Raw genomic sequence first — 22,423 nt, forward strand, 5'->3', positions numbered from 1 at the left:
GTCTCGTCTGCAATTACAGGCCGCTAAGGCCGAGGGCGGGATCGATTCCATCGAGTGCATCGGCCAGAACCTTGGCCTTGTTACTGATTTGTTGGCGTTGTTCGGAACTGACCGTGTCGTAGGTGCGGTAGCCCTGTGCGGTTTTCAGACCATTGAGCTCGGCCTCAAGCGAGGTACTGGCGCTGTCTATGCTGTGCAGTAGATCGGCATTTTTCCTGGCCAGCAGTGGGCGCAGCAGGTCAACCACCTTGCGCGCAACTTCAAGATTGGCGGCAAAGCCGCTGAGGTCGATATGGCTGTAGCGTTCCTCTTCGCCGCTGTTGGCGCGAGTGTCGGCCAAGTTGTGGAGGGTGCGCGCAACAATGCTCACCAGTTGCTCGGGGGGCAGCGATTGCGCCAGTAACTGTTGCTTGAGTTGTATGGCATTGGCTTGCAGTTGTTGGGCAACAGGTATCAGGCCCTGGGTGCTGCGTTGATCGAACAGGCCGTATTCCAGGCGATGGAAGCCGGTGAAGCCCGGGTCCTGCTCGCGTTTTTCGAAATAGTCGGCACGCGCGTTGATCGCGTTATCCAGTTCGGCGAGGCGCTGTGCTGCCGGAGCCAGGCGCTGATAGGCCTCGCGGGCGGGAATATATAAAGCCTGCGCCTGCACCAGGTCATCAGCGGCAATTGCCTGCGACAGTGCGTCAACGGCCTTGATCAGTGCGCTGCCCTGGCTGCTCAGGTACACCCGGAACTCCGACAGCGGGCCGATAAACGCTACCATTGACGGTCGCGCATTGGCGCGGGCTTCGGACTCTGCGGTGGGTGTTACGTGCAATGTGCCGCGGGGGTTGCTGAGCAGCCCGCAAGTGATGGCGTAATCACCTGGAGCCAGGGTTGCGTTAATTACTTGGCTCAGCCCAGGAGCGATATTCTCACGCTCTTCAACTACCAGTACGCCGTCCAGGATCTCCCATTCAACCGCCCGTTCCGAGGCGTTGACGATACGAAAGCTGTTGAAACCAGCCGGTACGGTCAGTGCATTGGGTTCACAGCTGTGGGGGTGAATGGTCACCGTAACTTCGTTGTTGTGAACCTTGCGTTTGGCCGCAGCCAGTTGCGAGGCGTAGTAGAACAATCCGCCGGCCGCGATCATCACGATCACCGAGCCGGCCACCGCCCAGCGCAAAGCGCGTGGGGGTGTACCGCTTGCAGGGGTAGGCATGTTTGGCCTTATGGGTTTGTTACTGAGGAGGTGTGTGCAGTTTTCGCTGGTGCCGGCGGGCGGAAGAACATTGCCAGGGTTACCACCAGATAAATCACATAGGCACCGAGCACGCTGACGGTTGGCGCATCCTGATAACCGAACATGCCTGCCAGTACCGAGCCCAGGGGGCCGTCCATTGGCAGGTGGGCGCTGATATCGAACACCACGTCTTGTAAGTGATTCCATAGACCGGCTTCATGCAGGGCTTGCACCGAGTTGGCCAAAATTCCTGCGGCAACCACCAGGATGAATAGACCGGTCCAGCGAAAGAACAGACCCAGGTTCAAGCGCATACTGCCGCTGTAAATCGCAAAACCCACGAAAATAGCCAGAATCAGGCCGAGCAGGGCGCCCAGAGGCGCGGCCGGGCCTTCGCTCTGCTGGAATACGGCGAGCAGGAAGAACACCGTTTCGAGCCCTTCGCGGGCGACCGCAAAGAACACCATGGCAATAAGGGCGGTGACTTGATGTTTGGAGCCAGCCAAAGCCTGGTCGAGAGATGTGTGCAGCGAATGTTTGATGGAGCGCGCCACCTTGCGCATCCAGAACACCATCGAGCTGAGAATGCCGACGGCGATCAGGCCGACGATGCCTTCGAACAACTCCTGCTGCTTTTGCGGGAATTCGGCGCTCATTAATTCCAGGCCGCCACCGACCAGCAGCGACAGTGCAGCGGCCAGAAAGACGCCGATCCACACGGCGGGCATCCACTGACCGCGGCCAGTTTGCTTGAGGTAGCTGGCAATGATACCGACGATAAGTGCGGCCTCAATCCCTTCGCGCAGCATGATCAGAAATGGAACCAGCATGGTGAAAGCCCGCGTGATTAATAGTCAGGGGGCTAATTTGTAACATATTGATACGTATTCCCAAACAGGAATCGATTGCATTAGCTGAACGGTTGCTGAACGAGGATTGCGGATCATTTGTAGCAGCTGCCGAAGGAACGAGGCAGCGTCCGGCGGCGTAGCCGTCGTAAACCCTGAGTACTTGTTTTAACTGGCGCACCGCGGTGTCTGATTTCGCGACGGCTACGCCGCCGGACGCTGCCTCGTTCCTTCGGCAGCTGCTACGGGGCTTTGCTTTCGTCCTCATTCTTATTTCGTGCTTGAAGGCTTTCCAGTGCCGCTTCGGCCTTGATGGCGCGCAGGGCAAGCTCGCTGTTGCTGTGTTGGGTTTCGCTGTGTGCCTGTTTCAAGCCTTCGCTTTCTTGCGTGGCCACACGCAGGCGTTCCTGGAGCAGGGTGCATTCGCTTTGCAGTTTGCTCAGTTGCGCGCTCAACTGTCCGTTGAGATTGCTCAGTTTGTGCTGCTGGTCGTTGGCCTGGTTCAGCTCTTTATTGAGTGCGCGGCTTTCGCTCAGTACGCGTTCGTTGTCGCGATGCAGCTGGGTGATTTCATCCTGGCGTACCAGTGCGCTTTGTTGCGCCTGCCGCAGCTCCATCTGCACTTGTTGCAATTGCCCCTCATGGCGCCGCTGATCCTGCTCGCGTTGTTCCTTGACGGCGCTGCGGTAGTGCTCAAGCGCGTCGCGGGCGTGAAGGTGCTTGTCTTCCAGCGAGCGAATCTGCTCGTCACGATCATTGAGGCGTAGCTCAAAGTCGCTGCACGCCTGGTTCAGCGCGGCGTTGCGGGTCTGTTCGGTTTGCAGCATTGAACGAGTGGCTTCAAGGTTGGTGCTTTCCAGGCTCAGTGCCGCGCCTTGAATCTCAAGCTGTTGTTCAAGTTGTGCCTGGGCGTTTTGCGCCTCGCTCAGTTGATCCTGCAACTGGACTTTCAGCTGCTCGTAATGCGCCTGGGCGCGGTCTATAGGCTCTTGCGCCTGTTCCTGCAGGCGCTGAGCGAGGCGGGCCACCAGCTCGGTCAGCTCGTCACCTATCTGTTCTTGAGGTGCGCCGCGGCGCGAATCGACCTCGTCCAGCTCTTTAAGGTAGCGATGGATCGTGGTTTTCGATCCGGTATTTCCCATCTCGATACGTACCGCATCAATGCTCGGGTGTTCACCGCGGGCCAGGATCGCCGTGCGTGCAATTTGAACGACCGCCTTGTTTACGCCGCCACGAGCCATGGCTCTCTCCTACGATTATGTACTGTGGTATGTATCATGTAATTACATACTATATGAGTGTTTAAATTTTGTCTTTATTTGTAATTATAGACGCGGGATATACTGGTATTATCCCGTGTTAGAGCCTTTAAAGTGCTTTTAACGGCCGTTTTCAGTACGCCAACCAAGAGAACTGCCCATGAGCGAGCTGGATCGCTACTTAAATGCCGCGACCCGTGACAACACCCGCCGTAGCTATCGGGCTGCTATCGAGCACTTCGAAGTGACCTGGGGCGGGTTTCTGCCTGCCACCAGCGACAGCGTGGCGCGTTATCTGGTGGCCCATGCCGGTCAGCTTTCGATCAACACCTTGAAGCTACGCTTGTCAGCGCTGGCTCAATGGCACAACAGCCAGGGCTTTGCTGATCCGACCAAGGCCCCGGTGGTACGCAAGGTATTCAAGGGCATCCGCGCCTTGCACCCGGTACAAGAGAAGCAGGCGGAGCCGTTGCAGTTGCAGCATCTGGAGCAGGTGGTCGACTGGCTTGAAGGTGAGGCGCAGGCAGCGCAAGCCGCTGCAGATCAGCCGGGGCTGTTGCGTGCACGACGCGACGCAGCCCTGATTCTGCTTGGATTCTGGCGCGGGTTTCGCAGTGATGAGTTGTGCCGCCTGCAGATTGAGCATGTTCAGGCCGTCGCAGGTTCAGGCATCACGCTCTATCTGCCGCGCAGCAAAAGTGACCGTGACAATCTGGGCAAGACCTTTCAAACCCCGGCACTACAGCGCCTGTGCCCGGTTCGGGCCTATATCGAATGGCTCAATACTGCAGCGTTGGTGCGCGGCCCGGTGTTCAGGGGGATTGATCGCTGGGGCAACTTGGGCGAGGAGGGGTTGCACGCCAATAGTGTGATTCCGCTGCTGCGTCAGGCACTGGAGCGCGCAGGCATCCCTGCAGAGCAATACACCAGCCACTCCCTGCGTCGCGGTTTTGCAACATGGGCGCATCAAAGTGGTTGGGATTTGAAGTCGCTGATGAATTACGTCGGCTGGAAGGACGTCAAGTCAGCCATGCGCTATGTTGAAGCGAGCCCGTTTACCGGGATGAGTCTCACCGCTGAAAAACGTATCGGTAGCTGATCGGCGTCAAGTTGAAAACCTTCAGTGAGGGCCATATTTAGTTTTCAGCTATATATAGGTACCGCTGATAGCCAAAACCAATCGCCAGCATCAGCTTTGCCAATGAGCCAGATACGAAATGTGTTGTTAGGATTCACCTCATCAACTTTTCAACCCTGACGGAGAGTCAACGATGCCTATCATCAACAGCCAAGTTAAACCGTTCAAAGCAACTGCCTACAAAAACGGCAGCTTCGTGGAAGTCTCGGACGCTGACCTGAAAGGCAAGTGGTCTGTCGTGTTCTTCTACCCAGCCGACTTCACCTTCGTTTGCCCAACCGAACTGGAAGACCTGGCTGACAACTACGAAGAGTTCAAGAAGCTCGGCGTGGAAATCTACAGCGTGTCGACTGACACCCACTTTGCCCACGCTGCCTGGCACAACACTTCGCCAGCCATCGGCAAAATCCAGTACACCATGATCGGCGACCCTACGCTGACCATCTCCCGCAACTTCGACGTGCTGATCGAAGAAGCAGGCCTGGCTGACCGCGGTACTTTCGTGATCAACCCTGAAGGTCTGATCAAGATCGTCGAATTGAACGACGGCGGCGTTGGCCGTGACGCTTCCGAGCTGTTGCGCAAAATCAAGGCTGCTCAGTACGTTGCTGCTCACCCAGGCGAAGTTTGCCCAGCCAAATGGAAAGAAGGTGAAGCTACCTTGGCTCCATCGCTGGACCTGGTCGGCAAGATCTAAGTCTGTGAATCAGACAAGGGCGGTGATCCGCACCTGAGTAGTAAGCAGCATCGCCCTCAAAACGCCCGGGCGACATTCGCTCGGGCGTTTTTTTACACAGAATTCAGTATTAAGGAGATCGCCCGTATGTTGGACGCCAATCTAAAAGCTCAGTTGAAGTCATACCTGGAGCGGGTCACACAGCCGATCGAGATCGTTGCTTCCCTCGACGACGGTGCGAAATCCCGTGAAATGCATGACCTGTTAAAAGAAGTCGCCAGCCTTTCCAGCATGATTACCCTGCTGGACAATGGCAACGATGCGCGCAAGCCTTCGTTCTCGCTGAACCGCCCGGGCGGCGATATCAGCCTGCGTTTCGCAGGTATCCCTATGGGCCACGAATTTACTTCGCTGGTACTGGCCTTGCTGCAAGTAGGCGGCCACCCATCGAAAGCCAGTAGCGACGTGATTGAACAGATTCGCTCCCTTAAGGGCGAGTTCAACTTCGAAACCTATTTCTCGCTGTCATGCCAGAACTGCCCGGACGTGGTGCAGGCACTGAACCTGATGGCGGTGCTTAACCCGAACATTCGCCATGTGGCGATTGACGGCGCCCTGTTCCAGGACGAAGTCACCGAGCGTCAAGTGATGGCGGTGCCAAGCGTATACCTGAATGGGGTCAATTTCGGTCAGGGCCGCATGGGCCTGGAAGAAATCCTTGGCAAGCTGGACACCAGCGCCATTGAGCGTCAGGCCGAAAAAATCAGCGCCAAGGAAGCCTTTGACGTGCTGGTGATCGGCGGTGGCCCGGCCGGTGCTGCAGCGGCAATTTATGCTGCGCGTAAAGGCATTCGTACCGGTGTTGCGGCTGAGCGCTTTGGCGGTCAGGTGCTGGATACCATGGCGATTGAGAACTTTATCTCGGTTCAGGAGACTGAAGGGCCAAAGCTTGCAACGGCACTTGAAGAACACGTCAAGCAATACGACGTCGACATCATGAACCTGCAACGTGCTGACAAGCTGATTCCTGGCAAGGCGGGCGAGTTGCACGAAGTGAAATTCGCCAGCGGTGCTTCGCTCAAGGCCAAGACTGTGATTCTGGCGACCGGTGCGCGCTGGCGTGAAATGAATGTGCCCGGCGAGCAGGAATATCGCAGCCGCGGTGTTGCCTACTGCCCGCATTGCGATGGTCCGCTGTTCAAAGGCAAGCGCGTTGCGGTAATTGGCGGCGGTAACTCCGGCGTTGAAGCGGCCATCGACCTGGCAGGTATCGTTGCCCATGTGACGCTGCTTGAGTTCGATACCAAACTGCGCGCCGATGCTGTGTTGCAGCGCAAGTTGCACAGCTTGTCCAACGTAACGGTCATCACCAACGCTCAAACCACCGAGGTCACAGGTGACGGGCAGAAAGTTAACGGTCTGCGTTACAAGGATCGTCAATCGGGTGATGTACACACCGTCGAACTGGAAGGCATTTTTGTGCAGATTGGCTTGCTGCCAAACACTGATTGGCTCAAAGGCTCTATTGAGCTTTCGCCTCGCGGCGAGATCATTGTCGATGCTCGCGGTGAAACGTCCATCCCCGGCATTTTCGCTGCAGGTGACGTGACTACCGTACCGTACAAGCAGATCGTGATTGCGGTAGGTGAGGGCGCCAAGGCTTCGCTGAGCGCATTCGATCACTTGATCCGCTCATCTGCGCCGGAATAAGCGGCCAGATACAAAAAAACCCATGAGCAATCATGGGTTTTTTTTGCGTCCGATTTTTACATCGGTTGCGGCTGGATGATCTCGACCCAGTAACCGTCCGGGTCTTTCACGAATGCCAGCGATTTCATGCGGCCATCGTTCAGACGCTTCTGGAAGTCCACGCCCAGGGTTTCAAAACGCTCGCAAGCGGCGCGAATATCCGGCACCGAAATGCAGATGTGACCAAAGCCACGCGGGTCGGTGTTGCCGTTGTGGTAGACAACGCTATCGTCGGTTTCCGAACCGTGGTTGTGGGTCAACTCCAGGATGCCGGGAATCGACTTCATCCACAGCGTGCGCGCTGCGTCATCTGCCGGGATCTGTGCCTTGTCCACCAGTGCCAGGAAATACAGGCTGAATTCAGCTTCGGGGAAATCACGCTTTTCAACCAGCGAGAACCCCAGGACGCGGGTATAGAAATCCAGGGATTTCTCGATGTTCTTTACACGCAGCATAGTGTGGTTGAACACGAAGTTCTGGGTAGCGCTATCTGGTTCAGCAGTTACGCCGGGAATGTTGTTCAGGTCTTGCAGGCTCATGAACCCTCCGAAAATGATGCGTAGGTGATCGGTCGCTACGGTGAGCGTGATGGGCGAATGATACGGAATGTGACGCCATGCGCCAAACCCGATTCAGGGTAATGGCTGCGTGAGTCAAGGTTCAGGCAGGGAGGTTGGCAAATTTCGGGCAAAAAGAAGCCCGCCGAAGCGGGCATGGGGCGCTAGTCCTTTAGCAGCCCCTATCCTGTGATCTTCCATGTGAAAAAATTGTGAAGCAGCACACTCTTTACCCGCTTTCGGTCGCATGGCTCGTACAGCAAGACAATTCCTACATGGTATTACTGCTTTAGCGGGGGGTTATTCATTTTTGGACGAGTGATCAGGCTAAATAGACAGGCGCCATTTATCAGGAAGCGGATACGACCACCCTGATGCGAGCAATTAGGCCAGCTTTAAATCTTTAGAATTGAATGGCTTGAATTCAAGCTATAAAAAAGCCCTGCACAAGCAGGGCGTTGATCAAGTACAAACTTATGCACGAAGCCAAGTATCTACCGTTGCGGCACCGTACTCTTCTTTCCATGCTTTCAGGCCGCGATGATTGCCGCCCTTGGTTTCAATCAGTTCACCGGTATGCGGGTTTTGGTAAACCTTCAGCACGCGAGCCTTACGCTGTTTAGGTGCTGCCCCGCCCTTTGAAGCTGAAGGATTAGGGTCAAGGATGGCGATAATATCCCGAAGGCTCTTGCCGTACGTTTTCATCAAGTGTTGAAGTTTTTCTTCAAACTCGATTTCTTTTTTCAGTCCGGCATCATTTTTCAAGGCTTCCAATTGCGCCAGCTGTTCTTGAAGCGCTTTTTCGGCAGCGCGAAACTCAGCAAGTCTAGACAAAGTCATTACTCCATTCACAGGTTCGGTGGGGTGATACCGAAGCGAATTAATGATGTTTGGAATGCACAAGATTTACCGGGTTACGCCTCGCTGTTGCTTCTTGTGAGCGAGCCCGCTGATGCAAACATTCAAAAGTTCTCTTATTGGCACAAAAAAATTGTAGTAGTTAATTCGCAGGCTGCCAAGTGATACAGGCTTACTGTTTAAAATTGTTTTAATCAGTAAGCCTGCTTGTTGTTAAACAGGTGTTATCGCCCCTGTAAAGCGTTGATGAATTCGGCGGCGGGCATGGGCCGCGCAAACAAATAGCCCTGTAGAAAATCAACGCCTTGAGCGGCCAGGTATTCGCTTTGCTCTTCGGTCTCAACGCCCTCGGCAACTATCCCCAGGTCGAGCTTTGCGCTCAACTCAATGATGCTGTCCAGAATATGTCTGGACAGGGCGTCCACGCCAATCAGGGAGACAAAACTCTGATCAATCTTCAAATAGTCGACGTTGAACTCGCGCAAGTAACTCAAGCTTGAGTGGCCGGTGCCAAAATCATCGATGGCAATCATGACTCCCAGGGTGCGCAATTGACTGAACAATTCATGGGTGGTGGGGGTCGGTACGATCTGGTCGCGCTCGGTAAGTTCCAACACGAGGCTGATTTTTCCGGGTGGGAACGCTTTTAGAAAGCGTCGGCAATCTTCTACCAGTTCAAGGTTCTGGCAATGCCGGGCAGTAATATTGAAGCCTATATGGAAGCCGGGCTCCATATGGCTGGAATGGGGGGCAAGCAGGCGTGATGTTTGCTCCATGAGTGAACGCGTCATGGGCACAATCAACCCCGAATGTTCTGCAAAAGGAATAAACAGGTCCGGGCGAACCAACCCCTCATTAGGATGCTGCCAGCGCATCAATACTTCCGCCCCTGCCCACTGCTTGGTATCACCCCGTACCACCGGCTGAAAGTATGGAATGAACTCTGCCGCGTCCAGACCGCGGCGCATTTCACTGGAGGGTGATGATGAGCGTTTTTGCAGCCTGTGAACCGTCGCTGCTGAAATAGCGCCTAAAAAGATCAATAAACCCAGGAAGCCGGGGTATTCCACAATGACATGCTGCCAGACTTCGCCCTTGTTAAACCCTGCAATTACTTGGTAGGGGAATTCGGGTGAGGCTACTGCAGTTTGCGCCACTGGAAAATGTGGAGGCGGGGTGTTGCGTACTTGGCCGTAACGATCGATCCAGGCATCGCCCACTGTAATCATTAGTTGGGTCTTGTGGTTGATCAGGCCCAATACGTTAACCAGATGAAAGCCGTACAGGCTGATCAACACCCCACGTTTTTCATCGTTGCGGCGGTACACCAGAACGGGGTCATTGGGTGTGACCATAGTGCCGGGCATCAGCCACAACTCACCATTGGCATAGTTGGCGGGGTTAACCACTTCCTTGTAATTGCCAAATAAAGAAGTGCAGTAAATCTGGTTGTCCCACACCAGGTTTACGGAGCGTACAAAAGGGCGGCGCGCGACCTGCTCGCGCAGGGCCAGTTCAACCTGAGCACAGTCCTGACCGGCCAGCGGCAAGACGACATCGGCGGCAAGCCTGGCGTTGTCCAGCATCAAGTCAAACTGGCGCACTGCTTCAGTAGCGGTTTGTTCGGCTTCCAGCTCGAGCGAGCGGTTGGCCTGCCAAAAGAGAATAAACATCCCCAGCACGACTGGAAGCAGCCCACTGAGCACAATCAGCGCGTAGCGGTCAGTCCATTTACGGCTCAGCTTCAGAGTGAGTGGCATTCAAAATCCTGCTCATGCGTTGGGGGGGGAGGCTTTGGCGTACGCTACAGAACAATAGTAAAAGGCTAGCAGCACAGGCCGGCTATTTTACAATGGGTAGGACAAATAAGATTACGCCATGTAGAATCGGCTTACGCATACAAGAATAACGACTTCTGCATTCAGAAGCCCTACCGCGTAAGAGATGGATCGAAATGAAGCGATTCGGGTTCCAATTGATCTACGGTGATTTCCTTGCGCGCAGTGTACGCGGGATCTCCTGCGCGCCTCCTGCCAGCCTCAGCATTCTTAGTAAATAACCCCTGTTTATTCTAAAAATGACCATGATGAGGCGCCGAAAATGGCTGATCTATACGAAAACCCAATGGGCCTGATGGGCTTTGAATTCATCGAATTCGCGTCCCCTGTACCCAACACTCTCGAACCTGTCTTTGAAATCATGGGTTTCACCAAGGTGGCAACCCACCGTTCCAAGAACGTGCACTTGTATCGCCAGGGCGATATCAACCTGATCCTCAATAACGAACCCAACAGTGTCGCGTCATACTTCGCAGCGGAGCACGGCCCGTCGGTTTGCGGTATGGCTTTCCGCGTGCGCAATGCGCAGCAAGCCTACACCCGAGCGCTTGAACTGGGTGCCCAGCCGGTCCACATTCCTACAGGTCCAATGGAACTGAATTTGCCGGCTATTAAAGGCATTGGCGGTGCGCCGCTGTACCTGATTGACCGTTACGGCGAAGGCAACTCGATTTACGACATCGACTTTGTGTTTATCGAAGGCGTCGACCGTCATCCCGTGGGTGCTGGGCTGAAGATCATCGATCACCTGACGCACAACGTCTATCGCGGCCGCATGGCTTACTGGGCCAACTTCTACGAGAAGCTGTTCAACTTCCGTGAAATTCGCTATTTCGACATCAAGGGCGAATATACCGGCCTGACGTCCAAGGCCATGACGGCTCCGGATGGCATGATCCGTATCCCCTTGAACGAAGAGTCGTCCAAAGGTGCAGGTCAGATTGAAGAGTTTCTGATGCAGTTCAACGGCGAAGGCATTCAGCACGTGGCTTTCCTCAGTGATGACCTAATCAAGACGTGGGATGCGCTGAAGAAAATCGGCATGCGTTTCATGACTGCGCCGCCAGAAACTTACTACGAAATGCTCGAAGGCCGCCTGCCGAACCACGGTGAGCCGGTTGAAGAGCTTCAATCGCGTGGGATTTTGCTGGATGGTTCTTCCGAGTCGGGCGACAAGCGTTTGCTGTTGCAGATATTCTCGGAAACCTTGATGGGCCCGGTGTTCTTCGAGTTTATCCAACGCAAGGGTGATGATGGCTTTGGTGAAGGTAACTTCAAGGCGCTGTTTGAATCCATCGAACGCGATCAGGTGCGTCGTGGTGTGCTGACGGCTGACTAAAAGCCGGTGGCTGCCGCAATGGCAGCCACTTTGCTGATGCAGGTCCAGCTCTTGCGGGAGCGGGCCTGCTCGCGATGTGGGCCGCAGAGATGCCTTCGCGAGCAGGCTCGCTCCCGCAACTTTGAGAGTCTCGTTAGAACAACCCCGCCGCAATATTGATCGAAAACCCCAGCACAGCCGTGTTAAACAAAAAGCCCAACAGGGAGTGCCCCAATACGGCTTTGCGCATTTCGCGGGTGGCAATGCTCACATCAGCTGTCTGCACCGCAACGCTGAGGGTGAAAGAGAAATACATGAAGTCCCAGTAATCCGGGTCCAGTTCCCCTTCAGGAAAGCGCAACGCTGGCTCCGTCCCTTCGTTGTTATAGAACAGCCTTGCGTAATGCAGGCTGAAAATAACCCCGATCATCAACCATGAACCCACCACAGTCAGTCCGGTAAAACCGTAATGCATAAGGCGGTCGCCATCGCTGAGCTTGTTGCCCGACAGCTCAAGGGTAACGGCGGCCAAGCTGGCAATCGATGCAATGCACACGGTGATCAGCACCATACTGGCGTTTTCATCTTCTACTTCAGCCGTGCGTTTTACGTCACAGGCTTTGGAGCGCATCACCAACCACAACGTCAGAGCCAGATACAGCCATACACCGGCGTTCCAGCCCAACAAAAACTTGGTGGTTATTGTGGCAGCGGGGGCGAAAATGCCGACCGCCACCCCCAGCAGGGTAGCGGCGGTCAAGCGAGGATGCGTGCGAGCAAGGTGCGGCATAAACAATCCCTGTTTCTGAGTGTTACTGCACCTTAGCACGCACCGCAGCGTCTTAACCCTGACGTGGTTTGCTTCTTGCGAGTTTCATCACCACCACGAAGAACACCGGTACAAATACCACGGCCAGGGTTGCGACGATCATGCCGCCAATAACCCCGGTGCCAATGGCTTGCTGACTGGCCGAACTGGCGCCCGTGGCAATGGCTAACGGCACCACGCCGAGGATGAACGCCAGGGAGGTCATCACGATCGGACGTAGCCGCAGGCGGGCAGCTTGCACGGTGGCGTCAATCAGATCATGACCTTCGTCGTAGAGAGTCTTGGCAAATTCGATGATCAAAATGGCGTTTTTGGCCGATAAACCAATGATAGTGATCAGCCCCACCTTGAAGAACACGTCATTGGGCATCCCGCGCAACGTCACGGCCAGTACTGCGCCGAGCACTCCCAGCGGCACAACGAGCAACACCGCAGTCGGGATCGACCAGCTTTCGTACAGCGCCGCAAGGCACAGGAACACGATCAGCAGTGACAGCCCCAGCAGAATCGGTGCCTGAGCCCCGGACACGCGTTCCTGCAACGATAACCCGGTCCATTCCAGGCCCAGACCTGTAGGCAGCTGGCTGATCAGACGCTCCATTTCGGCCATCGCCTCGCCGGTGCTGTGCCCTGGAGCCGCCTCACCGGAAACGCTGATCGCCGGGTAGCCGTTGTAGCGCGTCAACTGCGACGGGCCCTTTATCCAGCGGGCTTCGACGAAGGCCGACAGCGGCACCATCTTGCCGAGGTCGTTGCGCACATTCATTTTCAACAAGTCTTCAACCTGACTGCGCTGATCGCCTTCGGCCTGAACCACTACCCGCTGCATGCGGCCCTGGTTCGGGAAGTCGTTGACATAGGCCGAGCCCACCGCGGTAGACAGCACTGCACCGATGTCAGCGAAGGAAATGCCCAGCGCATTGGCACGTTTGCGATCAACCTCAAGCTGCACTTGCGGGCTTTCTGCCAGTGCCTCTTGACGCACATTGGCCAGCACCGAGCTTTTTGCGGCCAGAGCCAGCAGTTCGCTACGGGCTTGCATCAATGTGTCATAACCGACGCCACCACGGTCTTGCAGGCGCAACTCAAAACCGCTGGAGGTGCCCAGGCCACTGACCGGAGGCGGCAGAATGGCAAAGGCAATCGCGTCCTTGAGTTCGCTGAAAGCACCGTTCGCCCGGTCAGCGATAGCCGATGCAGAGTCCTCGGCTCCACGCTGCGACCAGTCCTTGAGGGTGGTAAAGGCCAGCGCTGCGTTTTGTCCGCTCCCCGAAAAGCTGAAGCCCAGAATCATCGTGGTATTACCCACGCCCGGCTCGCTGGCGTTGTGTGCCTCGATCTGCTCGACCACATTGATCGTGCGGTTCTGGCTGGCGCCCGGCGGCAGTTGTATGTCGGTGATGGTGTAACCCTGATCCTCGACCGGCAAAAAGGAGGAGGGCAGACGGGCAAAACACACCACCAGAATCACCAGCAAGCCACCGTACACCAGCAGATAACGCCCGCTGCGCTTGATCAGGTGTACTACCCAGTTCTCATAACCTGCTGACAGGCGTTCGAACTTGCGGTTGAACCAGCCAAAGAAACCGCCCTTGGCATGATGTTCACCCTTGGCAATGGGCTTGAGCAGGGTTGCGCATAGCGCCGGGGTCAGGGACAGGGCCAAAAACGCCGAGAACAGGATCGAAGTCGCCATCGACAGCGAGAACTGCTGGTAAATCACACCCACCGAGCCCGGCATAAACGCCATCGGAATAAACACCGCCACCAGTACCAGGGTGATGCCGATAATCGCGCCGCTGATCTGGGTCATTGCCTTGCGCGTAGCTTCACGGGGCGATAGTCCTTCGCTGACCATGATCCGCTCGACGTTTTCCACCACCACAATGGCATCGTCCACCAAAATGCCGATCGCCAGCACCATGCCGAACATGGTCAGTACGTTGATCGAAAACCCCAACATCAGCATGGTGGCGAACGTGCCCATCAGCGCCACCGGCACCACCAGGGTAGGGATCAAGGTGTAGCGGATGTTCTGCAAGAACAGGTACATCACCAGAAACACCAGCACCATGGCCTCGACCAGGGTGTAGATGACCTTGGTGATCGAGACTTTGACAAACGGCGTGGTGTCATACGGGATGGTGTACTCGACACCGGCCGGGAAATAGCGGCTCAGCTCGTCCATCTTGGCGCGGATCAGGTTGCCGGTATTCAGCGCGTTCGCCTCCGGGGCCAGCTTGACGCTGAAAGCGCTCGCGGACTTGCCGTTCAGACGGGTGCCGTACTGGTATTCCTGGCTGCCGATTTCGACCCGCGCGACATCGCCGACCCGCACGGTAGAGCCATCCGGGTTAGCACGCAGAACAATGTCAGCAAATTCTTGCGGGGTAGATAGCTGCCCTTTGACCAGAACCGTGGCAGTGATTTCCTGTGTAGAGCGGCCCGGCAAGTCACCGATGCTGCCTGCTGAAACCTGTGCGTTTTGGCTGGCAATCGCTTGGTTGACATCAGCCGGGGTGAGGTTGAAGCCAATCAGCTTTTGCGGGTCGATCCAGATACGCATCGCTCGTTCGGCGCCATACAACTGGGCCTTGCCGACCCCGTCGATGCGCTTGACTTCGTTCATCACGTTGCGCGCAAGGTAATCGCTGAGGGCGACCTCATCCAGCGTGCTGGTACTGTCGGCGGTCAGGGTCACCAGCATCAAAAAGCCTGAGGAGATTTTTTCGACTTGCAGGCCTTGCTGAATAACCGCCTGTGGCAGGCGCGACTCGACCGCTTTAAGCCGGTTCTGCACATCGACCTGAGCCATTTCCGGGTCGGTGCCGGGTTTGAACGTTGCGGTAATGCTGGCACTGCCCAGGCTGCTTTGGGATTCGAAATACAGCAGGCCGTCCGTGCCGTTGAGCTCTTGCTCAATCAGGCTGACCACACTTTCGTCCAGGGTTTGCGCAGATGCACCGGGGTAAATCGCGTACACCTCAACCTGTGGCGGTGCCACGTCGGGGTATTTGGCTACTGGTAACTGCGGGATGGCCAAGGCCCCCGCCAGCAGAATGAACAACGCGACGACCCAGGCAAAGACCGGGCGGTCGATAAAGAACTGCGGCATGCTCACTGATCCGTGGAGTGTGCGAGAGGAAGTGTCGGGTCATCGATTTGTACTTGCTCGCCGGGGCGTGCGTGCTGCAGACCTTGAGTGACAATACGGTCACCGGCCTTGAGGCCTGAAGTCACGGCCCAGCGATCATTATGTGCGCTGCCCAGTTGCACTGATTGCAACTGCACACGGTTGTCAGCATCAATCAACAACACTTGGGCAACCCCGGCGCTGTCACGCAGGACTGCGCGCTGCGGCACGCTGATGCCTTCCTTGTTGACTGCCTGCTCCAGACGCACACGCACAAAGCTGCCAGGCAGCAAGTCGTAGTCAGGGTTGGGGAACTCGCTGCGCAGAATGATCTGCCCAGTGCTCGGGTCCACGGTCACATCGGTAAACAGCAGCTTGCCCGGCAGCGGGTACAGGCTGCCATTGTCGCGAATCAAGGTGGCCTTGGCTTGCTGCTTGCCAACCTGCTGCAACTCCCCGGCACGGAAAGCCTCGCGCAGGTTGTCCAGATCGCGGGTGGACTGCGTCAGGTCGACATGGATCGGGTTCAGTTGCTGGATGCGTGCCAGCGGCGTGACTTCGCCCTGACCGACCAGTGCGCCCTCAGTCACCAGTGCACGACCAATGCGACCGGAGATCGGCGCGGTGACGGTGGCGTAGCCTAGGTTCAGTTTGGCGCGCTGAACAGCGGCCTGGTTGGCGGCAACATCGGCGTTGGCCTGCTGTGCAGCCGCGCGCGCATTGTCATGGTCCTGGCGGCTGATGGCGTTGATTTCAATCAGCTCGGCGTAGCGCTGGTCTTGCAGTTTTGCCTGCAAGGCAACTGCCTCGGATTTGCGCAGTGCTGCCTGGGCGCTGTCCAGGTCCGCCTTGAACGGTGCCGGGTCAATCAAAAACAGTACATCGCCCTGTTTGACCTCCGAACCTTCGGTGAATGCGCGCTTGAGCACGACACCGGCAACCCGGGCGCTGACTTGCGCCACGCGCGGGGCCACAACCCGGCCGCTCAGCTCGTTGCTGACGGACAGGGGCGCAGTGGCGATGACTTCTGTACGAACCTTGGCCAAAGCAGGTTTGGTTTCAGCGACCGGATTTTTATCACAGGCACTGATGGCCAGGGCCAGCGCCGTTAGGAATAGCGGGGCGAAGAGCTTTTTCAACGATCGTGCCTTCTTAAATAAGCGGGTTGTTTCTGTAGGCATGCTAAGCGCAGCACGCAAGAGGCGTTGTGAAGCTATGTAGAGGGTGTGTGAAAAAGTGTGAAGGTTGTGCTCCTATCCCTGTGAGGTTGTATATCCTTTGGGTTTTCCCCGGTTGTAAGCACATATTATGCCCACTATTTTGCTGGTCGAAGACGATGCCGCTCTTTCGGAGCTGATTGCCAGCTATCTGGAACGCAATGGCTATCAGGTCAGTGTGATTGCCCGTGGCGATCAAGTCTGTGACAGAGCAAGAAGTAACCCTCCGGATCTGGTCATTCTTGATCTGATGTTGCCAGGGCTCGATGGCCTGCAAGTCTGCCGTTTGTTGCGCGCCGAGTCTGCAAGCCTGCCGATCCTGATGTTGACAGCCCGCGACGATAGTCATGATCAGGTGCTGGGGCTAGAGATGGGGGCTGACGATTATGTGACAAAACCTTGCGAGCCCCGTGTATTGCTGGCTCGCGTGCGTACTCTTTTGCGCCGCAGTAGCCTGGCCGAGCCACAGTTGGCCAGTGACCGGATCATTATTGGCAACCTGTGCATCGACTTGTCAGAGCGCACGGTTCACTGGCGCGGGCAAGTGATCGAGCTGTCCAGCGGCGAGTACAACCTGCTGGTGGTGCTGGCGCGGCATGCCGGTGAGGTGCTGAGCCGTGATCAGATCCTGCAGCGTTTACGCGGAATTGAGTTCAACGGTACGGACCGTTCTGTCGATGTGGCAATCTCCAAGTTGCGGCGCAAGTTCGATGACTGCGCCGGTGAAGCGCGCAAGATCAAGACTGTGTGGGGCAAGGGTTACCTGTTCAGCCGCTCTGAATGGGAATGCTGAGTCCATGTTCAAAATACTGATACGCCTGTATCTGGTAACGATCGTGTCGTTCGCCATGGCCAGTTATCTGGTGCCTGGGGTAATCGTGTCGCTGTTTCATGAGCGTTTCATGAACTACAACGTCGATATGTCGCGGGGCATGCAGACCCTGCTGGTCAAACAGTTCCATCATCTGCCCCCCGAGCAATGGCCGAGTCTTGCCCAAGAACTCGACACGCAATTCCAGCCGATGAGGGTCAATCTGCTGCCCATTACCGATGCGAAATTCACCGCCGAGGAGCAACGCCAGTTGCAGCAAGGGCAGGGCGTATTGCGTATTGGCGAGTGGGGTTGGCGCACACTGGTGGTTTCACCACTGGACGATCAGGTCGCCATTGAATGGGTCATGCCCCCTGATCCGTTTGATATGAGTGTGTTGTACTGGAGTATCAACGTCTTGATCGGTGCTGCCATGCTTGGCGGCTTGCTGCTGTGGCTGCGCCCGCACTGGCGTGATCTGGAGCGCCTCAAGCTAACGGCGGCGCGCATCGGCCAGGGGCAACTGAGCGAGCGTACGCAGATATCCCAACGTTCGAACATTTATGGCCTGGCCACGGTGTTTGACGCCATGGCGCAGGACGTCGAGCATCTGCTCAATCAGCAGCGCGACTTGTTGAATGCGGTGTCCCATGAATTGCGCACGCCGTTGACACGTCTGGACTTTGGGCTGGCGCTGGTACTGTGCGACGACTTGCCTGAGCCCAGTCGTCAGCGCTTGCAGGTATTGGTGGGGCATATTCGCGAACTGGATGAGCTGGTACTGGAGTTACTGTCGTTCAGTCGCCTGCAAAATCCGGCATTGATGCCAGAACGGGTAGAGGTGTCGCTGGATGAGTTTATCGACAGCATTCTCGGCAGTTTTGATGAGGAACTGGAGGCGCCCGATATCGTGCTGGATGTATTGCTGCACGGAACTCAAGAGCGCTTTGCCCTTGACCCGCGGTTGACTGCGCGGGCGCTGCAAAACCTGCTGCGCAACGCCATGCGTTACTGCGATCGGCGAATTCAGGTGGGAGTGAATGTTACCGGCCAGGGCTGTGAACTGTGGGTGGATGACGACGGGATTGGCATTCCGGAACAGGAGCGTGAGCGTATTTTTGAACCGTTCTACCGTCTGGATCGCAGCCGGGACCGAGCGACCGGGGGCTTTGGCCTGGGGCTGGCGATCAGTCGGCGCGCCCTGCAGGCGCAGGGCGGTACGCTGAACGTCGAACAGTCACCGTTGGGCGGTGCTCGCTTCAAGCTCTGGTTGCCGGCTTGAAGCGAGGTTTTGCACTTTAGATGGAGCGACGCTGACGGCTCACATGCTTCAAGCCTTCAATAATCAACACCACCACCGCAAGCCAGATCGGGCCGTAGGTCAACCATTGACCCTCTGCCAGGCTGTCACCCAGCAACAGGGCGACAGCGACCAGCAGCACCGGCTCGACATAACTGAGCAAGCCGAACAGGCTAAATGGCAGCAGTCGGCTGGCCAGAATATACGCGAAGCCTGCCGCAGCACTGATGATGCCCATCAGCGGCACCAGGGCATACAGCGCCTGGCGTTGCTCGCCAAGGTCGACATGCGGCCCTGCCAGCACAAACCAAAGTGCGGCAGGCACCATCAACAGCATATCCAGCCATAGCCCGCCGAGGTTATCGATGCCGATCTTCTTGCGCAGCACGAAGTACATCGGGTAACCGACTGCGACTACAAGAGTTGTCCAGGAAAAACCACCCGTGCGGTACAGCTCATTGGCCACGCCGATGACGGCCAGGGCCGTGGCGATTTTCTGCAAGTGTGACAAGTGTTCGCCGTACACGATGCGTCCGGTAAGGATCATCGTCAGTGGCAGCAGGAAATAACCCAGTGATACATCCAGACCATGCCCGTTAAGCGGCCCCCACATAAACATCCACAGCTGCAGGCCGACCAGGAAACTGGTGAGCAGCACGCAAGGAATCAGTAGAGGTTTTGCACGTAAGCGATTGAAAATTATGGGAACCCATTTCCAGTCGCCGGAGAGGCAGATAAACAGAGTCATGAAGGGCAGCGAGATCAGTATTCGCCAGCCGAAGATTTCCTGGCCATCGAGGGGCCAGAGAAGGGAAGTGAACCAGTACAAAACGCCAAACAAGCAGGAAGCCAAAATCGATAGAACAATACCTTTAGACACAACAACCTCAATGGATCTACAGCGTTACTCGTGTGAGTGGGCACATAGCTTGAGGGTGTTGGGGGATGTTGGCAAATGCCTTTTAAACCAATTACTTGGGACTGATTCTTGTTGGGGATGCTCAACTCTAAAAAGTGCAAGCAATTACTGGGCCAAAGTCGTTTTAAACGAGCGTTCGTGTTTTTCAAAAAACTGATTAACGGTAGCGCTATGGGCGCGAGCAAGCCCGCACCCACATGCACAGCTACAACCAGGCCGATTACATCGACCTGCGTTGACGCACCAGATGCTTGAAGCCTTCAAAAATCAGCACCAGCACCGCCAGCCAGATTGGCAGATAGGTCATCCATTGCCCGGCGCTGATGCTTTCGCCCAGCAGCAACGCAACAAGAACCAGCAAAACCGGCTCCACGTAGCTGAGCAAGCCGAACAAGCTGAATGCCAGCATCCTGCTGGCCAGGATGTAGCTGATCAGGGCCAGCGCGCTGATGCCCCCCAGTATCGGAATCAGCGCGTACAGCGCGGGGCGCTGGCTGGCCACTGCAAAGCCTTGCTCACCGCTTTGCACAAACCACCAGGCCACGGGTATCAGCAGCAACATGTCGAGCCACAGGCCGCCGAGGTTGTCGGTACCTGCACGTTTGCGCAGCACGAAGTACAGGGGATAACCAATGGCCACCACCAGCGTGGTCCAGGAGAAGCCGCCCACCCGGTACACCTCATTGGCGACCCCGAGGGTAGCCAGTGCTGCGGCGATTTTTTGCAGATGTGACAGTTGCTCGCCATACACCATGCGGCCGGTGAGGAGCATCGTCAGCGGTAGCAGGAAGTAGCCCAGGGACACGTCAAGACTGTGACCATTGAGCGGTGCCCAGAGAAACAGCCAGAGTTGAACGCCCACCAACGCGCTGGACGCAAACAGCACGGCCCAGAGTCGGGGTTGCTGGCGAAGTCGCGAGACGATTGCCGGAACCAGTCGCCAATCACCGGAAATACACATGAACAGGGTCATGCAGGGCAGGGTCAGGAGCATCCGCCAGCCGAAGATTTCGGCTCCGCTCAAGGGCCAGAGCAGAGATGTGAAGTAATACATGACACCGAACAGGCTCGATGCCAGAACAGACAGAACAATACCTTTGGACACAACAGCCTCGTTGAAACACGCATTTTGATTATTAGAAGTGCGTAGCTTGAGGCCCCGTGAACGATAGGGCAAATTCTCGTAGCAGCTGCCGAAGGAACGAGGCTGCGTTCGGGTGCAAAGCGCCCGTGAATCCTGAATCCGGGATTTGCCTGACACACCGCAGTGTCCGGTTTTACGACGGCTGCGCCGCCGAACGCAGCCTCGTTCCTTCGGCAGCTGCTACGGGGATATGCGTATTAGCGTTATGCGTTACTTATGCCACGGGTCATGCGCAGTGCGAGCAGGCTGCCACCCACAATCACCGCTGCCAGCACATACAAGGCCACGTCAGTGGAGCCGGTGGCGTCTTTGACAAAACCCACCAGGTACGGGCTGAGGAAGCCAGCCATTTGCCCCATGGAGTTGATCAGTGCCAGACCGCCTGCTGCCGCACCGGCGCTGAGCATCGCCGTAGGAACTGGCCAGAACATCGGCAAGCCAGTCAGTGCACCCATGGTCGCAATGGTCAGGCCCAGGATCGCAATCGCCGGTTGGGTGGCGAAATTCACCGCTATCACCAGCCCCAGCGCGCCCATCAGCATAGGCACCACCAAATGCCAGCGGCGTTCCTTGTGCAAGTCTGCCGAGCGACCCACCAGCAACATGAACACCGCCGCCAGCAGATAAGGAATCGCACTGATCCAGCCGATCACCAAGGTGTCGCTGAAACCCAGGCTCTTGATGATTGACGGCAACCAGAAGTTAATCGCATACACGCCACTCTGGATGCAGAAGTAGATCAGGCCAAAGGCCCAGATGGCCGGGTTTTTGAACACGGCCAATAGCGAATCGGTAGAAGAGGCCGGTTTGCTTGCCGCATCCAGCCGATGATCCGCTTCAAGCACCGCACGCTCATGAGCGCCCAGCCATTTGGCGTTGGCAAAGCTGTCGCTCAGCAGGTAAATCGCCAGTGCGCCCAGCAGCACGGTAGGGATCCCTTGCAGCATGAACATCCACTGCCAGCCTGCAAGGCCGCCCTGGCCTGCAGCGAAGTGGCTAAGAATCCAGCCCGAGAACGGGCCACCAATCAGCCCTGAAACAGGAATGGCGCACATGAACAACGCCATGATCCGGCCACGGCGAAAGGTCGGGAACCACTGCGAGAGATACAACACCACGCCCGGGAAAAAGCCCGCCTCAGCAGCACCGGTCAGCAGGCGCAAGGTATAGAAGCCGGCAGGTGTCGTGACAAACATCAGGCAGGTCGACAGCGTGCCCCAACTGATCATCATCACGGCGATCCAGCGCCGCGGGCCGAACCGGGTCAATGCCAGGTTGCTCGGTACGCCGCACAGCACGTAGCCGATAAAGAAAATCCCGGCACCAAGGCCGTAAACGGTTTCGCTGAACTTGAGTGCGTCGAGCATCTGCAATTTGGCAAAGCCAACGTTTACCCGGTCGAGGTAATTGAACAGATAGCAGATGAAAATGAAGGGGATCAAACGCAGGGTGATGCGCTTGTAGATGGCGTTTTTGTCGTCATCGCTGATCGGCGATGCGTTGGCGCTCTGTGGCATCTTATGTCTCTCTTTATTATGTTTTTTTGCGATCCGGGGGTAACGTTGACCGCTGCTTGAGTCTCGGTCACCGCAACGTCTCTG

At 56.4% G+C, this 22,423-nt stretch carries 18 protein-coding genes; 6 read left to right on the top strand and 12 right to left on the bottom strand.

What is annotated here, in order from left to right; translation table 11 throughout:
* Positions 1-13 precede the first annotated feature (13 nt).
* The 3 genes from efeO to N7D90_RS11495 form a co-directional block, all read right to left on the bottom strand.
* A complete protein-coding gene (gene efeO, locus N7D90_RS11485) occupies positions 14-1,207 on the bottom strand; it encodes an iron uptake system protein EfeO (RefSeq protein ID WP_261742268.1) in 1,194 nt (397 codons plus the stop codon).
* 8 nt (positions 1,208-1,215) lie between these two features.
* Positions 1,216-2,058 carry an iron uptake transporter permease EfeU gene (gene efeU, locus N7D90_RS11490; protein ID WP_261742269.1) on the bottom strand — a complete coding sequence of 281 codons (843 nt, stop codon included), beginning with the start codon at positions 2,056-2,058 and terminating at the stop codon, positions 1,216-1,218.
* Positions 2,059-2,318: 260 nt separating this feature from the next.
* Positions 2,319-3,317, bottom strand: a complete 999-nt coding sequence (locus tag N7D90_RS11495) for a DNA-binding protein (protein WP_261742270.1) — start codon at positions 3,315-3,317, stop codon at positions 2,319-2,321.
* A gap of 178 nt (positions 3,318-3,495) precedes the next feature.
* Between N7D90_RS11495 and N7D90_RS11500 the strand changes: the two genes are divergently transcribed.
* From N7D90_RS11500 to ahpF, 3 genes are all read left to right on the top strand, one after another.
* Positions 3,496-4,434 (top strand): site-specific integrase, encoded by a 939-nt coding sequence (locus N7D90_RS11500; RefSeq protein ID WP_261742271.1) that lies wholly within the window; start codon positions 3,496-3,498, stop codon positions 4,432-4,434.
* Positions 4,435-4,606: 172 nt separating this feature from the next.
* The gene (ahpC, locus tag N7D90_RS11505) at positions 4,607-5,170 is read left to right on the top strand and encodes an alkyl hydroperoxide reductase subunit C (RefSeq protein ID WP_261742272.1); all 564 of its coding nucleotides are present in this window, start codon (positions 4,607-4,609) and stop codon (positions 5,168-5,170) included.
* A 126-nt stretch (positions 5,171-5,296) separates the two neighbouring features.
* Positions 5,297-6,859, top strand: coding sequence for an alkyl hydroperoxide reductase subunit F (gene ahpF, locus N7D90_RS11510; RefSeq protein WP_261742273.1), 1,563 nt, complete (start codon positions 5,297-5,299; stop codon positions 6,857-6,859).
* A gap of 56 nt (positions 6,860-6,915) precedes the next feature.
* On the opposite strand, the gene gloA is transcribed toward ahpF, so the two are convergent.
* From gloA to N7D90_RS11525, 3 genes are all read right to left on the bottom strand, one after another.
* Positions 6,916-7,437 (bottom strand): lactoylglutathione lyase, encoded by a 522-nt coding sequence (gene gloA, locus N7D90_RS11515; protein ID WP_261742274.1) that lies wholly within the window; start codon positions 7,435-7,437, stop codon positions 6,916-6,918.
* Between the two features lie 492 nt (positions 7,438-7,929).
* Positions 7,930-8,289, bottom strand: a complete 360-nt coding sequence (locus N7D90_RS11520; RefSeq protein ID WP_261742275.1) for a histone-like nucleoid-structuring protein, MvaT/MvaU family — start codon at positions 8,287-8,289, stop codon at positions 7,930-7,932.
* A 248-nt stretch (positions 8,290-8,537) separates the two neighbouring features.
* On the bottom strand, positions 8,538-10,073 hold the full coding sequence (locus N7D90_RS11525) for an EAL domain-containing protein (protein WP_261742276.1): 1,536 nt from the start codon (positions 10,071-10,073) through the stop codon (positions 8,538-8,540).
* Between the two features lie 340 nt (positions 10,074-10,413).
* Here N7D90_RS11525 and hppD point away from each other — a divergent pair, with 340 nt between their 5' ends.
* On the top strand, positions 10,414-11,490 hold the full coding sequence (gene hppD, locus N7D90_RS11530; RefSeq protein ID WP_261742277.1) for a 4-hydroxyphenylpyruvate dioxygenase: 1,077 nt from the start codon (positions 10,414-10,416) through the stop codon (positions 11,488-11,490).
* Between the two features lie 133 nt (positions 11,491-11,623).
* Here hppD and N7D90_RS11535 read toward each other — a convergent pair whose 3' ends face one another.
* Genes N7D90_RS11535 through N7D90_RS11545 form a run of 3 tightly spaced genes read right to left on the bottom strand, consistent with a single transcriptional unit; the run spans position 11,624 to position 16,570 of the window.
* A complete protein-coding gene (locus tag N7D90_RS11535; RefSeq protein WP_261742278.1) occupies positions 11,624-12,259 on the bottom strand; it encodes a DUF1345 domain-containing protein in 636 nt (211 codons plus the stop codon).
* Positions 12,260-12,311: 52 nt separating this feature from the next.
* Positions 12,312-15,413 carry an efflux RND transporter permease subunit gene (locus N7D90_RS11540; RefSeq protein ID WP_261742279.1) on the bottom strand — a complete coding sequence of 1,034 codons (3,102 nt, stop codon included), beginning with the start codon at positions 15,411-15,413 and terminating at the stop codon, positions 12,312-12,314.
* 2 nt (positions 15,414-15,415) lie between these two features.
* Positions 15,416-16,570, bottom strand: coding sequence for an efflux RND transporter periplasmic adaptor subunit (locus N7D90_RS11545; protein ID WP_261742280.1), 1,155 nt, complete (start codon positions 16,568-16,570; stop codon positions 15,416-15,418).
* A 169-nt stretch (positions 16,571-16,739) separates the two neighbouring features.
* Between N7D90_RS11545 and N7D90_RS11550 the strand changes: the two genes are divergently transcribed.
* On the top strand, positions 16,740-17,441 hold the full coding sequence (locus N7D90_RS11550; RefSeq protein WP_261742281.1) for a response regulator transcription factor: 702 nt from the start codon (positions 16,740-16,742) through the stop codon (positions 17,439-17,441).
* Positions 17,442-17,445: 4 nt separating this feature from the next.
* Positions 17,446-18,741, top strand: coding sequence for an ATP-binding protein (locus N7D90_RS11555; RefSeq protein WP_261742282.1), 1,296 nt, complete (start codon positions 17,446-17,448; stop codon positions 18,739-18,741).
* A gap of 16 nt (positions 18,742-18,757) precedes the next feature.
* On the opposite strand, the gene rarD (N7D90_RS11560) is transcribed toward N7D90_RS11555, so the two are convergent.
* The 3 genes from rarD (N7D90_RS11560) to N7D90_RS11570 form a co-directional block, all read right to left on the bottom strand.
* Positions 18,758-19,639: an EamA family transporter RarD gene (gene rarD / locus N7D90_RS11560; RefSeq protein ID WP_261742283.1), complete on the bottom strand. Its 882-nt coding sequence runs from the start codon at positions 19,637-19,639 to the stop codon at positions 18,758-18,760.
* 259 nt (positions 19,640-19,898) lie between these two features.
* Complete coding sequence (gene rarD / locus N7D90_RS11565) at positions 19,899-20,783, bottom strand: EamA family transporter RarD (protein WP_261742284.1); 885 nt, start codon at positions 20,781-20,783, stop codon at positions 19,899-19,901.
* A 242-nt stretch (positions 20,784-21,025) separates the two neighbouring features.
* A complete protein-coding gene (locus N7D90_RS11570) occupies positions 21,026-22,339 on the bottom strand; it encodes an MFS transporter (RefSeq protein WP_261742285.1) in 1,314 nt (437 codons plus the stop codon).
* Between the last annotated feature and the right edge of the window lie 84 nt (positions 22,340-22,423).

This window comes from Pseudomonas fragi (assembly GCF_025426255.1).
GTDB classification, from domain to species: Bacteria; Pseudomonadota; Gammaproteobacteria; order Pseudomonadales; family Pseudomonadaceae; genus Aquipseudomonas; species Aquipseudomonas kulmbachensis.

Excerpts from the sequence above, each read along its gene's own strand:
- efeO (WP_261742268.1), bottom strand. The coding sequence starts at position 1,207 with ATGCCTACCCCTGCAAGCGGTACACCCCCACGCGCTTTGCGCTGGGCG.
- hppD (WP_261742277.1), top strand. The coding sequence starts at position 10,414 with ATGGCTGATCTATACGAAAACCCAATGGGCCTGATGGGCTTTGAATTC.
- N7D90_RS11570 (WP_261742285.1), bottom strand. The coding sequence starts at position 22,339 with ATGCCACAGAGCGCCAACGCATCGCCGATCAGCGATGACGACAAAAAC.
- gloA (WP_261742274.1), bottom strand. The coding sequence starts at position 7,437 with ATGAGCCTGCAAGACCTGAACAACATTCCCGGCGTAACTGCTGAACCA.
- N7D90_RS11495 (WP_261742270.1), bottom strand. The coding sequence starts at position 3,317 with ATGGCTCGTGGCGGCGTAAACAAGGCGGTCGTTCAAATTGCACGCACG.
- N7D90_RS11535 (WP_261742278.1), bottom strand. The coding sequence starts at position 12,259 with ATGCCGCACCTTGCTCGCACGCATCCTCGCTTGACCGCCGCTACCCTG.
- efeU (WP_261742269.1), bottom strand. The coding sequence starts at position 2,058 with ATGCTGGTTCCATTTCTGATCATGCTGCGCGAAGGGATTGAGGCCGCA.
- N7D90_RS11500 (WP_261742271.1), top strand. The coding sequence starts at position 3,496 with ATGAGCGAGCTGGATCGCTACTTAAATGCCGCGACCCGTGACAACACC.
- N7D90_RS11525 (WP_261742276.1), bottom strand. The coding sequence starts at position 10,073 with ATGCCACTCACTCTGAAGCTGAGCCGTAAATGGACTGACCGCTACGCG.
- N7D90_RS11555 (WP_261742282.1), top strand. The coding sequence starts at position 17,446 with ATGTTCAAAATACTGATACGCCTGTATCTGGTAACGATCGTGTCGTTC.
- ahpF (WP_261742273.1), top strand. The coding sequence starts at position 5,297 with ATGTTGGACGCCAATCTAAAAGCTCAGTTGAAGTCATACCTGGAGCGG.
- ahpC (WP_261742272.1), top strand. The coding sequence starts at position 4,607 with ATGCCTATCATCAACAGCCAAGTTAAACCGTTCAAAGCAACTGCCTAC.
- N7D90_RS11540 (WP_261742279.1), bottom strand. The coding sequence starts at position 15,413 with ATGCCGCAGTTCTTTATCGACCGCCCGGTCTTTGCCTGGGTCGTCGCG.
- N7D90_RS11550 (WP_261742281.1), top strand. The coding sequence starts at position 16,740 with ATGCCCACTATTTTGCTGGTCGAAGACGATGCCGCTCTTTCGGAGCTG.